This window comes from Pseudomonas sp. LD120 (assembly GCF_009861525.1).
In the GTDB taxonomy this organism is placed as follows: Bacteria; Pseudomonadota; Gammaproteobacteria; order Pseudomonadales; family Pseudomonadaceae; genus Aquipseudomonas.
In genome coordinates, this window is sequence record NZ_WVHL01000003.1 from 1,680,248 (window position 1) to 1,694,268 (window position 14,021).

Genomic DNA, 14,021 nt, shown 5'->3' on the forward strand with positions numbered 1-14,021 from the left:
GGCTCAGGCGACGGCCACGACGTCGAGGATGCGCTGGACCACCCGGTCCTGGTCGATGCCTGCCGCTTCGGCCTCGAAGGACAGAATGATGCGGTGGCGCAGCACGTCGAACAGCACCGCCTGGATGTCTTCCGGGCTGACGAAGTCGCGCCCGGCGAGCCAGGCGTGGGCCCGGGCGCAGCGGTCCAGGGCAATCGAACCGCGAGGGCTGGCGCCGTAGGCGATCCACTCGGCCATCTCCCCATCGAACTTGGCCGGGGTGCGGGTGGCCATCACCAGTTGCACCAGGTATTCCTCCACCGCGTCGGCCATGTACAGGCCGAGGATGTCCTTGCGCGCGGCGAAGATCGCCTGCTGACTGACCCGGCGTTCGGGCTTGGTTTCGCCGTTCAGGGCTTCGCCCCGGGCCTGTTGCAGGATCCGGCGTTCCACGGCGGCGTCGGGGAAGCCGATTTTTACGTGCATCAGGAAGCGGTCGAGCTGGGCTTCGGGCAGCGGGTAGGTGCCTTCCTGCTCGATGGGGTTTTGCGTGGCCATCACCAAAAACAGCGGTGACAGTTCATAGGTGCTGCGCCCGACACTGACCTGACGCTCGGCCATCGCCTCCAGCAGCGCCGACTGGACCTTGGCCGGGGCGCGGTTGATTTCGTCGGCCAGTACCAGGTTGTGGAAGATCGGCCCTTGCTGGAACACGAAACTGCCGGTTTCCGGGCGATAGATCTCAGTGCCGGTGATGTCGGCGGGCAGCAGGTCGGGGGTGAACTGAATGCGATGGAATTGCGCTTCAATGCCTTCGGCCAACTCTTTGATGGCCTTGGTCTTGGCCAGTCCTGGAGCACCCTCGACCAGCATGTGGCCGTCGGCGAGCAGAGCGATGAGCAAGCGCTCGATGAGTTTTTCCTGGCCGAGAATCTGCGTTGAAAGAAAGGTTCGCAGCGCCAAAAGCGCTTCACGATGTTCCATCGGTGACTGTTCCTGGAGAGGGTGTGCTCCGAGCGTTGCGATAACGTCAGGGCTGGGGACGGTACTTTAATCCATAGCAGGGGGTGGCGACTAACGGGGAACGGCAGATTTAGCCAATTAGTCGAAAAAACAGTTCGCTTTGCCGCCTGGCGCCTGCCTGCCCCAGCCACTTGTGGCAGCGGCTAGCGGGTGCCTGTCGCCGCGGCTGAGCCTTGGCGAAGCCGCGAAAAGCCCCGCGGGGCCTTGTTTGGCGATCTCCCGCCGCACCGCTGGTGGCTGAGAGATCGCGGCGGGGCTCAGTTGCTGTAGCTGGACAGGGGGCGTTCGGCGTTGCGCGCCGGTGGTTTGCTGCTGCGGGTGCGCCAGTGTTCGATCAGCGCCCGGCCGTGGGCCAGGCCGGCCTGCAGCGCGGCTTCGGTGCTGGTGTAGTCATTGCCGTAAGGCGGGCAGGCGAAGTGCAAGGAGAAACACGGGTGCTGGCCGTGGCCGGTGAGCCGGCCGACGTAGCTGTAGTTGGCGCCGGACTGGTGCGGGTCAAGGCTTGGCGAGCTCGGTTCACGGATGATCATCACGTAGATGTCATGGTCGAATTGGGTGTCTTGATACCAACTGCTGGAATAATCCATGGTCCACCTCCTTGTAATGAGTGCGCCGCCACCAGGCGTCGGCGGCGTGTTCTGAACGGGTCTAGCGGTTTTCCGCCGAGGCGGTGTCGAGCAGCCCGGACGGGTGGCTGAACAGGCCCTCGGGCAGGCGTTTCTCCAAGGCCCTGGCCGCCCGCAGTACCCACTCGTCGCGTCCGAAGCGGGCAACGAGCTGCAGGCCGATGGGCAAGCCGCTGCTGCTCAGGCCGCAGGGCAGGCTCAGTGCCGGCTGGCGGCTGAAGTTGAACGGGAAGGTAGTCGGCTGCCACATGGCGCTGATCGGTTCGGGCCAGTCCGGTGGCATGTCGCGGTCCACGGCGAAGGGTTGCACCACCGTGGTGGGAGTCAGTAGCAGGTCGTAGTCGCCGAGAAAATCATGCAGCTGTTGGGCCACCTGATGCCGTTCCTGCACCGCGCAGGCGTAGTCCAGGGCGCTGAGCTGGCGTGCCCGAAGCTGGGACTGCTGGAGAAAATCCCCCGCCAGGTGCTGGCGTTCAGCGGGTATCTCCTGGGCCATGGCGCTGGCCACTTCCACCGGCCAGGCCCGCAGGTAATTAGGCGCCGGGTTGCCGATGTCCGGCGACACTTGGCACAAGGTCGCTCCCGCTTCCTGCAGCAGTTGGGCCGCGGCCAGGCAACAGGCAGCAATCTGCGGGTCGACATAGGCGGCGTAGCCCAGGTCGACGCTGAAGGCAATCCGCAGACCGCTGACACCGTCCTCGATACGCTGCAGAAACTCACCGGGCGCGTGGGGCCAGGCAAAGGGTTCGTCAGGCTCATAGGCGCTGAGCAGTTCCATGAGCAAGGCGATGTCCCGCACATGGCGGGCAATCGGGCCCTCGGCGGCCAGGCCCCCCGGATCGCTGCTCGGGCAGGCGGACACTCGGCCATGACTGGGTTTGAAGCCGACCACCCCACAGAAGCTTGAGGGCGTGCGGATCGAGCCGGCGGCATCGTTGCCAGTGGCCGCCGGGGCGTAACCGGCGGCCACGGCGGCGGTGCTGCCGCCACTGCTGCCACCGGCATGCACGGCGAGGTTCCACGGGTTGCGGGTGATGCCGGTCAACGGGCTGTCGGTCAGTGGCGTGCTGCCCAGCTCTGGCAGGGTGGTCTTGCCAATGAAGATCGCGCCAGCCTCGCGCAGCCGCGCCACCAGGCTGGTATCGCGAAGCATTGCCGGCCGGTCGGCCAGGGCCTTTGAACCACTGCGGGTGCGCCAGCCCTGAATATCGCTGTTGTCCTTGACCAGGATGGGAATGCCGTCCAGCCGCCCCATGGGTGTTCCGGCGGCCCAGCGCTCGGTGGAGGCCTGGGCGGCGAGCAGGGCGGCGGCGTCCTGACGCTCGCACAGCGCGTTGAGCTGCGGTTCATGACGCTCGATCTGCGCCAGCACGGCATGCAGCAGGTCCAGTGGGGTGAACTGGCGCGCGGCAAAACCCTGCAGCAATGCTTCGATCGACAGCCGGTGCAGGGCCGGTTGGCGGGGGCTGGATAACGGCATGGGCAGTTCTTCGTTCAAGGACGCTGGGGGCCGGCAGCCGCCCAGCGTGTGCAGGCTTCGGGCGTGCCGCAAGCGGCGCCACGCAATGCCTTGAGGGTGAGTGCCTCAGCGGCCACTGGTGACCTTGACCCAGGTGCGGGTGCGGGTGCGTTCGGCCTTGGCCGGCAGCGGTGCCAGGGGGTACAGGCGGGGCATGGTCTCGGCGCGGGGGAACAGGTCCGGGTTGTCCAGTAGCGACTGTTGGATAAATGGCTTGGAGTCGGTCACGCCGTTGGGGTAGCCGACGTAGTTGCTGATGGCGGCGACCACTTTGGGTTCCATCAGGTAATTGAGAAAGGCGTGGGCGGTGTCCACGTGCTTGGCGCCGGCCGGGACCGCCACGGTGTCGATCCACACCAGGGTGCCTTCCTTGGGAATGCGCATTTCGATGTGCACGCCGTTCTTGGCTTCGTTGGCGCGGTTGGCCGCCTGCAGGAAGCCGCCGGAGTAGCCCACGGCCACGCAGATGTTGCCGTTGGCGATGTCGCCCATCCATTTGGCGCTGTGGAAGTAGCGCACATAGGGACGCAGCTTGAGCAGCATGGCTTCGGCCTTGCGGTAGTCCTCGGGGTTCTGGCTGTTGGGGTCCAGGCCCAGGTAGTGCAAGGCCAGAGGCAGCATTTCAGTCGGCGAGTCGAGGAAGGTCACGCCGCACTGGCTGAGCTTCTTCAGGTTCTCTTCCTTGAACACCAGGTCCCAGCTGTTGACCGGGGCATCGCTGCCCAGCAGTTCCTGGACCTTGTCGCGGTTGTAGCCGATCAGGTTGGTGCCCCACATGTAGGGAATCACGTAGCGGTTGCCCGGATCGCTCTGGGCCAGCAGCTTCATCACCGCCGGGTCGAGGTTCTTCCAGTTCGGCAATTGCGCGCGGTCCAGGGGCTGGAAGGCGCCGGCGGCGATCTGCTTGCTGACAAAACCGCTGGAAGGCACCACCACGTCATAGCCGCTGTTGCCGGTCAGCAGCTTGGCTTCCAGCACTTCGTTGCTTTCGAAGATGTCGTACTTGACCTTGATCCCGGTGCTGGCCTGGAAATCCTTGATGGTGTTGGGAGCGATGTACTCCGACCAGTTGAAGATGTTCACCGTGCGCTCGGGGGCGGCGTGGGCGCTGAAGCTGGCGCTCAGGGCCAGGGCGCTCAGGGAGCAGCTCAGGGCCAGGCGGGTGAGGGTGGTATGCAGCAATTTCATCTGACAACTCCATGTCTGAAATAAGCGGGACCTTCCGGGAGCATCATTCTTGGCCGGATAGGTCCCTGAGAGAATGTTGGCAACGGTCAATAGGGGATATTTAGGGTCAATCTTCCGCGCGGTCCGAAAGCGGACCGAGCTGGTCGGCCAACTGCCGGAAGCGCCCTGGAGCGACGCCGCTCCAGCGCAGGAAGGCGTGACGGAAACTGGCGGTTTCCTTGAAGCCCAGGGCTTCGGCGATGCGATAAATGGGCAGGCTGTGCTGCCCCAGCAGCTGTCGGGCCCGGGCATAGCGCAGCTCGTCCAGCAGTTGCTGATAGCTGGTGTCCTGGGCTCGCAGGCGCCGGCGCAGGGTGCTGGGCGAACAGTGCATCTGGCGCGCCAGGCTGTCGAAATCCGGCACCGCGTGCAGTTGCTCATTGAGCAGTCGGCGCACCTGATCGATCCAGGTCGGCCGGGTGCTGAGCTCTTCGTTGAGGCGGATGCAGCGTTGCAGCATGTCGTTCTGGGTCACCAGGTCGGCCAGGGGCAGGCGCCGGTCCAGCCACTCCAGGTCGAAGCCGATGGCGTTGCGCCCGGCGTTGAACTGCACCGGGCAATTGAAGGCCTGCTCGTAGCTGTCCAGGTAGGGTTGCGGGCCGTGCATCAGTTGCACCTGGCGCAGCGGCAGCGCGCAGCCCAGCAGGTCCTGGCAGGTGACCCGGTAGGACGACATGCAGAAGTCGGTGTTGAACACCTCAAGCTCGCTCTCGCTGTACTGGTCGGCGGTGAGCCAGGCCAGGCCGTCGCGGACCTCCAGGTCGAGGCGGAAGAAGGTGCCCAGCAGCAAGGGGTAGCGCAGCGCCAGGGACCAGCCTTCGCGCAGGGTGGCGCTGGTCAGCAGGGTCAGGCCGAACATGCCGTAGGCGCTGATATGCAGGTTGCGCCCCAGCACCAGCCCGAGGTCCTGGCGAAACGCCACGGCGTTGCTGAACACACGCATTTCCTGGCTGATATTGATCAGGCTGTTGGGCAACTCCAGGTCCGCCAGTTGGATGCCGCTGCCCTCCAGTAGCACGTCGGCGGGTATATCGCTGTCAGCAAAGGCGTCCAGCACCGCTTGGGTGGTATGCAGGGTGGTCAGGCGAAGCGCGGCCATCGATGATCTCAAGCTGATATTGGGAGGCGTGACTTTAGGGGTTGCGTGCCCGCGGTTCAATGCAGCGTCTGGTGAGTGCCGGGGTTGATCTCCCCAGCCTTGCCCAATTGTCTGGTTGCTGCCGCTGCCGCTGCCGCTGCCGCTGCCGCTGCTGCCGGCTGCTGCCGGCTGCGAACGGCTGCGTAGCAGACGTGGCGATCTTGACGGCGCCAGAGGTTCGCCGAGGGACTTGTAGGTGCCAGAGGTTTGTCGGGGGATTGCCAGGCATACGGGAGGAGCGGTGCTGGACGCGGCGCTGGCGCGCGGGCAGCATGGTTGCCTTTGTCAATTGAGGGCTGTGCCATGCGACGTCTGCCTTCCCTGGCGGCTCTGCGAACCTTTGAATGCGCGGCGCGGCATGCGCATTTTGGGCGCGCCGCCGCTGAGTTGTGTGTCACCGACAGCGCCGTCAGCCATCAGGTGCGGCAGTTGGAGGAGCAGTTGGGGGTGGTGCTGTTCGTCCGCGAAGGGCGTCAGATTCGTCCGACGCTGGCAGCGGGGCGCCTGATGCACAGCTTGCAGCAGGCCTTTGACTTGATCGGCGACGCCTGCGACGAACTGCGCGACCCGGCATCGCTGGCGGTGGTGCGCCTGGCGGTCACCGCCGAGCTGGCGCAGAAGTGGCTGATGAGCCGACTGGCGGATTTTTCCGCGGGTTATCCGCACATTACCTTGCACCTCTACGAGCAACCCATCGACGCCAGCGCGCCGGGCCAGGACATTGATCTGGCCATTACCTACGGCAGCGGCCCGGTGGACAGCAGCACCTACTTCGTGCGGCCGTTGCCGGCGCTGGCGTTCTTTCCGGTGTGCAGCCCGAGCCTGTTCAACCAGGGCAGCCTGAAGCATCCACGGGACCTGGCCCGGCACTGCCTGTTGCACGACGATCAGGACGGCATCACCTGGACCGCCTGGCTGACCACTCACGCCGGTGATGCAAGGCCGGCGCGCCAGTTGTATTTCGCTCACGCCGGGCTGGCCCTGGAAGCCGCCGCCCAAGGCCAGGGCGTGGCCATGGGCGACAACCTCACCGCTGCCGAAGACTTGCTCAATGGCCGCCTGGTGCGACCGTTCAGCGCCAGCGTCACGGCCCTGGGGCAATATGCGCTGGTCGGTGAGCGCTTGCGCCTGGAGCGGCCGGCGGTGGTGCAATTGCTCGACTGGTTTCAGGATCAGTTGCACGAATGATGAGTTGAATTCACCTATCGACCAGTATTCATCGTTGGTCCGTGCGTGCTCCTGGGCGTTAGCGTGGTGTCACATCCACTCCCGCTGATGAGGTCTGTCCATGGCACGTTTGCTCGATTCAACGCCCAAGCATGATGGTTTCCGTTTGCCTGGCGAGTTTGAACCCAAGGCCGGTTGCTGGCTGGGCTGGCCGGAGCGCACCGACGTCTGGCGCAACGGCGCGAAACCGGCGCAGAAGGTCTGGGTGCAGATCGTCAGCGCCATTGCCCAGAGCGAGCCGGTCACGGTGTGTGCTTCGGCTGCGCAGTTCGCCAACGCCCGGCGCCTGTTGCCGCCCCAGGTGCGGGTGGTGGAAATGAGCTGCAACGACACCTGGTTCCGTGACAGCGGCCCGTGTTTCGTGGTCAATGATGCCCTGGGCCAGGTGCGCGGCGTGGACTTTGAGTTCAACGCCTACGGTGGCCTCGACGGCGGCCTGTACTACCCCTGGGACAAGGACGACCAGATCGCCGCGAAGATCCTTGAAATCGAGGGCCTGGACCGCTACCGCGCACCGCTGATCGCCGAACTGGGCGGCATCCAGAGCGACGGCCAGGGCAGTCTGCTGACCACCGAGCAATGCCTGCTCAACCGCAATCGCAACCAACACCTGGGCAAGGACGAAGTGACCCGGCGCCTCACCGATTACCTGGGCGCCGAGCAGGTGATCTGGCTGCCCCGGGGCTGCAAGTTCGACGAAACCGACGGCCACGTCGACGACCTGGCCTGCTTCGTGCGCCCGGGCGAGGTGGTGCTGCAATGGACCGACAACCCTGACGACCCGCAGTGGGAAATCTACCAGGAGGCCTATGACATCCTGCGCAGCACCCGCGACAGTCGTGGCCGCGAACTGGTGGTGCACAAGCTGCCGCAACCGGATGTGCTGGAGTGGACCGCCGCCGAAGCCGAGGGCCTCGATCAATTGCACGGCACGCACCTGCGCCAGGCCGGAACGCAGATCTGCGCCTCCTACATCAACTACTACGCCGGCAACAGCCGCATCGTGGTGCCTCTGTTCGGCGATCGCCATGACCAGCAGGCCCTGGCTACCCTGGCCGAGCTGTTCCCCAAGCACCGCATCGTCGGCATTGAGAACTCCCGGGAAATCCTCCTCGGTGGTGGCAATGTGGCTTGCATCACCATGCCGCAGTACGCGGTCAAGGAGGCCTGACCATGAGCCCACTACAGAGCCTGTGCGCCGCCGTGCTGCTCATCGGCGCGCCGCTGTGGGTGCAGGCGGCGCCCGAGAGCAAGCCCCGGGTCAACCTGTATATCTGGGGCGAATACCTGGCGCCGGACACGCTGCAAAACTTCGAGGCGCAAACCGGTATCGAGGTGGTGGTCGATCACTTCGACTCCCTGGAAACCGTGGAAACCAAGCTGCTCACCGGGCACAGCGGTTACGATCTGGTGCTGACTGCCGGCCAGCACCTGTCCCGGGCCATTCAGAGCGGTGCTTTGCAGCCGTTGGATAAACAGCGCCTGCCGCACTTTGCCGGGATCGGTGAGGCGTTTCGTCAGCACATGGCGGTTTTCGATCCGGGCAACCGCTACGCCGGGATCTATGCCTGGGGCACCACCGGCATCGGCTTTCAGCACGAGGCGGTCAGGCAGCGCGTGAGCGACGCGCCGCTGGACAGTTGGGCGCTGCTCTTCGACCCGGCGATAGTGTCGAAGCTGGCAAGCTGCGGGGTGAGCCTGCTCAACGATCCCAACGAGGTGTTCGCCGCGGTCATGAAATACCTGGGGCTGGACATCAACCGGCAGAACCTCGATGACCTGAAGCGCGCCGAACAGCAACTGGCAAAAATCCGCCCCTACATCCGCTATTTTGACAACGACCTGAACATCAGCGACCTGGCCAACGGCAACACCTGCGTGGCCATGTCCTGGAATGGCAACGTGGCGATTGCCGCCAGCCGCGCCCGTGAGGCCCACAAAACCTTCAGCCTGAGCTACCGGATCCCCCAGGAAGGCACGTTGATCTGGTTCGACGCCATGGTCATTCCCAAGGACGCACCCAACCCCGAAGCCGGACTGAAGCTGATGGACTACCTGATGACCCCCGAGGTCATCGCACCGATCACCGACACCATCCACTACGCCAACGCCATCAGCGCGGCGGATGCCTTGATCGATCCGGCCATTGGCAACGATCCGGGCACCTACCCGCCGGCAGCGGTGCGGGCCACGCTGTACAGCAAAAACGACAACAGCCCTGCCTTCAACCGGGCGCTGATCCGCGCCTTCACCCGCTTCAAGTCAGGCCTGTAAGCCGGCTGCCAGCCAAGGGCGTCTTGAGTCGTGTCGTGGATTCAGGGCGACCTTGGCTGGCGAGTCGAATGCCGCCGTTTCAACATCCGGGTTCAGGGTGCGGGCACCCGCCACAGGTACCAGGCCGCCGTGGTGCGCCAGGGACTCCAGGCGCTGCCGATCTCATGCATCTGCCGGGGGCTGGGCGCTTGCTCCAGGTTCTTGAGGCGGCGATAGCCGTCGCGCACGCCAAAATCGTTGACGGGCAATATGTCCTCGCTCAAGGCTGTAGATCAGCAGCATCTCCACGGTCCAGCGGCCAATGCCGGGCAACTGAGTCAGGCGCTCGATCAGTTGTTCGTCATCCAGGCGACGGGCGCCCTCGGCATCGGGCACCCGGCCGTCGAGGCGGGCCTGGGCGATGCTGTGCAGGGTCGCCACCTTGCGCGCGGAAAAACCGCAGCCGCGCAGGCCGTCCAGGCTGGCGCCGGCCAGTTGTCCGGGCGTGGGAAAGTCTTGCCCGGGGAACAGCGCCAGCAGACGGGCGAGAATCGCGTCGCCGGCCCGAGCATGCAGTTGCTGGTAGGCCACCGCGCGCACCAGCGCCTGATAAGGCTCGCGCTCCGGGCGGGGCTGGTGCAGGCAGGGGCCGACGGCGGCGATCAGCGCCGCCCAGTCGGCATCCAGTGCGGCAAGAAATTCCGTGGCGGGGCAGGTGGGCATTGGCGATCCGGGGCAAGGGAGGGGCGAGCGGCAGATTAGCCCGCCGTCCCGTTGCTCGCACCCGGTCTCTTGCGTTGAAACTCGCTGCCTGGGCGCACTGCTCAGCCTTGCGGGCGCTCGCTCATGTGCTCGAAGGCCAGGGCCAGTTGCCCCCGCTCGTCGTTGCGGTTCGCCAGCGGTGTGCCCAGCCCCTGGTCGTCCAGGCCGTCGGCCAAGGGGGGGCGGCAAATGACAGGGCAGGAGCTGCAATCAACTAAAAGTTGAATATTCAACGTTGTGTTGATATTTTTCTGGTCCGCCTGCTTTGGTAAACGCCCATGAACTTGCCTTCCGATGCCCTTGTTGCCGAGCGCCAACTGGTCCTTCAGGTGCTGCGCAGCACCTTGCAGATGCTCGCCAGCGTGGTTGGCCAGCATGTGGAAATCGTCCTGCATGACCTGGACCGCCCGGAATCCTCGATCGTCGCCATCGCCAACGGCCATGTCACCGGGCGCCGGGTGGGCGATCCGGTGCTGGGCGGGCCGCGCCAGGACCTGGGTTTTGCCGCGGTGCTGAATGCCCTGCAAGACCGCTCGGCGAGCACCCCGCTGGTGCTGGAAAACTACCCGACCCTGGCCCCCGACGGCCGCGAGCTGCGCAGCTCCACGGTGATTTTTCGCGACCGCAGCGGGCAGCCCTTCGCCAGCCTGTGCAGCAACAGCGACCTGAGCGCCATCGCCGCCGCCCATGCCTGCCTGGGCCAGTTGCTGGGCCTGGGCAGCGCCCCTGCGCCGCGCGGTGACGAAACCCGCGACATGGAGCAGTTGCTGGCCCAGATCATCCAGGGCGCCTGCCCGGCAAACGCGACGCGCCTGAGCAAGCAGCACAAGCTCGACGCCGTGCGCCAGATGCAGGAACGCGGGGTGTTCATCGTCAAGGGCGGGATCGAGAAGGCCGCCGCGGCCCTCGGGGTGACCCGCTACACCGTCTACAACTACCTGGAACAGATCCGCGCCCAAGGCGCCGAGGAATGACCGCGATGCAGCTCGATATCTTTCAAGTGGATGCCTTTAGCTCCCACGTCTTGGGTGGCAACCCGGCAGCGGTGTGTCCGCTCACGGACTGGTTGGCGGATGAGGTGCTGCAGTGCATCGCCGCAGAGAACAACCTGTCGGAGACAGCGTTTTTCGTGCCCCGGGGCGAAGTCTTCGACTTGCGCTGGTTCACCCCCACGGTGGAAGTCGACCTGTGCGGGCACGCCACCCTGGCGGCGGCCTGGGTGCTGTTCGAGCAGTTGGATGAGCGCCGCGATGTGCTGCGCTTTGCCACCCGCAGCGGCGAGTTGCGGGTGAGCCGCGAGGGCGGCCTGCTGTCCATGGACTTTCCCGCCAAGCAGCCCGAGGCCGTGGCCATTCCTCCGGCCCTGCTGCAGGCCCTGGGCTTGCCGGCGGCTGAGGCCCTGTACCGCACCGACGATTACCTGCTGGTGGTGGACGACGAACGCCTGGTGGAATCGCTCAAGCCGGATTTCGCCGCACTGGCCGCGTTCGATGTGCGCGGCATCGCCGTGACGGCGCCGTCCCGGGAATTCGACTTTGTCTCGCGCTGGTTCGGCCCGCGGGTCGGGGTCCATGAAGACCCGGTCACCGGCTCGGCCCACACCTCCCTGGCGCCTTACTGGGCCGCGCGCCTGGGCAAACGCCAGCTGCGGGCGCAACAGGGCGGGGCGCGCAAGGGCCAGCTGCAGTGTCAGGTGCTGGACAACGGGCGGGTGATCATCAGCGGCCACGGCGCCTTGTACCTCAAGGGCTGCATTTTCCTCTGAAGCGGCTGCGGCGCCGCGCTGCCATGCAGGCCGGCGCCTTGAGGCGGATTTGTCTCGGCAGTGCCGGCGCAGGTAGAGTCGCAGTTTTTTCGCCTGCTCAGGATGTTCCAGACCATGCAATGGACGCGCACCTTGCCCCGCTTTTCTACCTCACCGCTGCTGGCCGTGTTCTTTGGCCTGTGGGCCGGCACTGCCCAGGCGGCCAGCCTCAGCGAGAGCCTGCTGGACTGCCAGCCGGGCTTTTTCAAGACCCTGTATCAGCAGCGCGGCGAACTCGGGCAGGTGGTGAAGCTGGCCGAGAATCAGCGCCAGGGCATCGCCTGGGTGCCGGTGGCCGACCGCTTGAACAACTACTCCGCATCCCAGGCGTTTTCCCGCCCGCTGATCGATCACGGCCTGCGCCTGACCGGCTACTACGACCGCCAGTTCGACCTGGGCGAGCAGGGCAGCTTCCATTTCTGGGGCTTCGAAGTCGACGCCAGCCGCGCCGCCGTCATGGCCGCGCTGCCCCAGGCCGGTTGGCAGGAGGCCGGTGAATACTTCATTTCCCGGCCGCAGATCAAACTCAACGCCACGGCGCCCTGGCAGGACAATCCGGCCGCTGCGTCGGGCATCGCCCCGGCGCCGGGTTCCGCGGAAAAAATCCTCATGCTCAGCGAGGAATACGGCAAGACCCGCTTGCTCTGCTCGCTGCAGGGCACTGTCGATCAGGCCTTGCTCGACCAGGAGCGGCCGGACCTGGCCCAGGGAGCGGGCCGATGAACAAGCTGTTGAGCCTGGGCGCGGCAGTCGTGCTCGCCGGTTGCGCGCATTCGGGCAGCCAGAGCGAGGCCCCGGCGCCGCAGCGTCCGGAGGGCCTGTTCAAGGTGCTGGAAAGCCCGGAGCTGGCCACCTACTTTGCCGCCAACTCGCTGGCCCTCTACCAGAACAACCCGCACCTGCGGCAGTTCTATCTGGTCAATAACTACGCCAAGCCCACCGAGCTGGGCGGTGGCAAGCCGCCGATCCGCAGCTCGCGGGCGACTCGGGTGATCAACTGCGAGAAGGATGAGTCGGCGCAGTTCGGCCGTGTGTACTTCTCCGAGCCGTTCGCCCAGGGCGTGGAGGTCACGCGCAAGGAAGATCAGGCGCAATGGGCCGCGTTTCCCCGCCAGTCATTGCTCGGCGAGTTACGCAACATGGCCTGCGCCATCGACCCGACGCGGCTCAAGCTGGCCCCGGCCAAGGCGCCGTGAGCCAGGTGCTTCAGCCCGGCCAGGCCATGATCAGTTCGGCTTCTCCGGTATTGGGGTCGATGCCGTTGCCGATCACCTGGAACCCCTGCTGGCGGTAAAAACCGATGCTCGGCAGGTTGGCGGCATACACCGCCAGTTCCAGGCGTGAGCGCCGCTCGCGGGCATCGGCCAGCAGTTGTGTGCCCAGGCCCTGGCCCTGGTGCTGCACAGCGACGAAAATCGCCGCCAGCTGATCCTCATGCAGGCAGTAGAAACCCAGGAGTTGGCCGTCGCGTTCGGCCACTCGGGTCTGGGCATGGGGAATGTAGAGGTGGCGCATGTCCTCGACCTTGGCGCGCCAGAAGTCGGGGTCGACAAAGTGGTGGGCCTGGATCGAGGCGTCCAGCCAGAGTGTGAGCAACCCCTGAAGGTCGCCGGGTTGATAGTCCCTGATCTGCACGTGCGGGGGCCTGTCGGATTGAAGTGTGCGCCGCACGCTACCCAGGTGGCGGCGGTCTGTCCAATGGTTGAGAGTCAAGGAAGTATTCGATGCTGGAAAGCAACCGCACCATCACCCTCTCGGGGGAGCAGGCCCTGCAAGCCCTGGCGGAACTGGAGTTGGTGTTGATCTCGCTGCACAAGATGGGCGCCTACTACAGGGATAAACCCGTGGCCGACTACCAGCGCGCCACCACCGATTTCATCGATAACCAGCAGGTCACCCAGCGCCTGGCGCAGGTGCGCAGGATTCTCAGCGAGCCCTTCGACCGCACCCTGGGGGAGGACGACATGGACGACATCGAGCGTCATGTGCAGGGGCTCGAACTGTGGCGCCCCGAGTAACCGCGCTGTCATTACCTGTCGTTTTTCAAGGAACCTGCCATGTCCCGGATCAGCATCGCCACGGCGACGCCCACCACCCGCCTGGCGCTGGCCAAGTTTCTCCATCAACGCCTGGGCCTGTCCCTGAGCGTTGCCCAGGGTTATCTGCGCCGTGGCGCCGAGGGCTTCTTCTACAGCGCCAAGCTGTTTCACAACGACCATGTGCAGCGCGAGCAGGAACTGCGCGACATCCTCGCCTTTTTCAATAACGCCCAGGTGCCGCTGCTGATTGTCGAAAGCGACCCCGATGAGGACTGGAACGGGGTTGCGCCCGAACCCTTGCAGGACTGCGCGATGCCCCAGGAGCACTTGATCAATCTGCTCCAGGCCTATGAAGAGGGCTATCAATAAGGACGGGGGGCGGGCCTGTGCCGCCCGACGCAATGCGCGGTTTTCCTAAAGTTCT

Annotated in this window: 16 protein-coding genes and 1 pseudogene; 9 read left to right on the forward strand and 8 right to left on the reverse strand. The window is 65.4% G+C overall.

What is annotated here, in order from left to right; all coding sequences use genetic code 11:
- Positions 1–3: 3 nt before the first annotated feature.
- The 5 genes from PLD_RS13475 to PLD_RS13495 form a co-directional block, all read right to left on the reverse strand.
- Positions 4–963 carry a MoxR family ATPase gene (locus PLD_RS13475; protein WP_159893344.1) on the reverse strand — a complete coding sequence of 320 codons (960 nt, stop codon included), beginning with the start codon at positions 961–963 and terminating at the stop codon, positions 4–6.
- Between the two features lie 296 nt (positions 964–1,259).
- Positions 1,260–1,589, reverse strand: a complete 330-nt coding sequence (locus PLD_RS13480) for a hypothetical protein (RefSeq protein ID WP_159893346.1) — start codon at positions 1,587–1,589, stop codon at positions 1,260–1,262.
- Positions 1,590–1,650: 61 nt separating this feature from the next.
- Entirely contained in the window at positions 1,651–3,108 is a 1,458-nt protein-coding gene (locus PLD_RS13485; protein WP_159893348.1) for an amidase, read from the reverse strand.
- Positions 3,109–3,213: 105 nt separating this feature from the next.
- Positions 3,214–4,335 (reverse strand): polyamine ABC transporter substrate-binding protein, encoded by a 1,122-nt coding sequence (locus PLD_RS13490; protein WP_159893350.1) that lies wholly within the window; start codon positions 4,333–4,335, stop codon positions 3,214–3,216.
- Between the two features lie 106 nt (positions 4,336–4,441).
- Entirely contained in the window at positions 4,442–5,473 is a 1,032-nt protein-coding gene (locus tag PLD_RS13495) for an AraC family transcriptional regulator (RefSeq protein ID WP_178116155.1), read from the reverse strand.
- A 342-nt stretch (positions 5,474–5,815) separates the two neighbouring features.
- Here PLD_RS13495 and PLD_RS13500 point away from each other — a divergent pair, with 342 nt between their 5' ends.
- From PLD_RS13500 to PLD_RS13510, 3 genes are all read left to right on the forward strand, one after another.
- Positions 5,816–6,700: a LysR substrate-binding domain-containing protein gene (locus PLD_RS13500; protein WP_159893354.1), complete on the forward strand. Its 885-nt coding sequence runs from the start codon at positions 5,816–5,818 to the stop codon at positions 6,698–6,700.
- Positions 6,701–6,800: 100 nt separating this feature from the next.
- Positions 6,801–7,910 carry an agmatine deiminase gene (aguA, locus tag PLD_RS13505; RefSeq protein WP_159893356.1) on the forward strand — a complete coding sequence of 370 codons (1,110 nt, stop codon included), beginning with the start codon at positions 6,801–6,803 and terminating at the stop codon, positions 7,908–7,910.
- 2 nt (positions 7,911–7,912) lie between these two features.
- A complete protein-coding gene (locus PLD_RS13510; RefSeq protein WP_159893358.1) occupies positions 7,913–9,013 on the forward strand; it encodes an extracellular solute-binding protein in 1,101 nt (366 codons plus the stop codon).
- Positions 9,014–9,105: 92 nt separating this feature from the next.
- Here PLD_RS13510 and PLD_RS13515 read toward each other — a convergent pair.
- Together PLD_RS13515 and PLD_RS30710 are read right to left on the reverse strand one after the other, a co-directional pair.
- Positions 9,106–9,715: pseudogene (locus PLD_RS13515) on the reverse strand (DNA-3-methyladenine glycosylase).
- 101 nt (positions 9,716–9,816) lie between these two features.
- A complete protein-coding gene (locus PLD_RS30710) occupies positions 9,817–9,987 on the reverse strand; it encodes a hypothetical protein (protein WP_159893360.1) in 171 nt (56 codons plus the stop codon).
- A 45-nt stretch (positions 9,988–10,032) separates the two neighbouring features.
- Here PLD_RS30710 and PLD_RS13525 point away from each other — a divergent pair, with 45 nt between their 5' ends.
- The 4 genes from PLD_RS13525 to PLD_RS13540 all read left to right on the forward strand — a co-directional run bounded on the left by PLD_RS13525 (position 10,033) and on the right by PLD_RS13540 (position 12,754).
- On the forward strand, positions 10,033–10,728 hold the full coding sequence (locus PLD_RS13525; protein ID WP_159893362.1) for a transcriptional regulator: 696 nt from the start codon (positions 10,033–10,035) through the stop codon (positions 10,726–10,728).
- A 5-nt stretch (positions 10,729–10,733) separates the two neighbouring features.
- Positions 10,734–11,519, forward strand: coding sequence for a PhzF family phenazine biosynthesis protein (locus tag PLD_RS13530; protein WP_159893518.1), 786 nt, complete (start codon positions 10,734–10,736; stop codon positions 11,517–11,519).
- A 114-nt stretch (positions 11,520–11,633) separates the two neighbouring features.
- Positions 11,634–12,281 carry a hypothetical protein gene (locus PLD_RS13535; protein ID WP_159893364.1) on the forward strand — a complete coding sequence of 216 codons (648 nt, stop codon included), beginning with the start codon at positions 11,634–11,636 and terminating at the stop codon, positions 12,279–12,281.
- The gene (locus PLD_RS13540; RefSeq protein WP_159893382.1) at positions 12,278–12,754 is read left to right on the forward strand and encodes a surface-adhesin E family protein; all 477 of its coding nucleotides are present in this window, start codon (positions 12,278–12,280) and stop codon (positions 12,752–12,754) included. The genes PLD_RS13535 and PLD_RS13540 overlap by 4 nt, the downstream gene beginning before the upstream one ends.
- Positions 12,755–12,764: 10 nt before the next feature.
- Here the strand turns inward: PLD_RS13540 and PLD_RS13545 are convergent, their stop codons facing one another.
- On the reverse strand, positions 12,765–13,193 hold the full coding sequence (locus PLD_RS13545; protein WP_159893384.1) for a GNAT family N-acetyltransferase: 429 nt from the start codon (positions 13,191–13,193) through the stop codon (positions 12,765–12,767).
- An 89-nt stretch (positions 13,194–13,282) separates the two neighbouring features.
- On the opposite strand from PLD_RS13545, the gene PLD_RS13550 reads away from it, so the two are divergent.
- Positions 13,283–13,576: a hypothetical protein gene (locus PLD_RS13550; protein WP_159893386.1), complete on the forward strand. Its 294-nt coding sequence runs from the start codon at positions 13,283–13,285 to the stop codon at positions 13,574–13,576.
- Between the two features lie 39 nt (positions 13,577–13,615).
- Positions 13,616–13,966, forward strand: a complete 351-nt coding sequence (locus tag PLD_RS13555) for a hypothetical protein (RefSeq protein WP_159893388.1) — start codon at positions 13,616–13,618, stop codon at positions 13,964–13,966.
- The last annotated feature ends 55 nt before the right edge of the window (positions 13,967–14,021 follow it).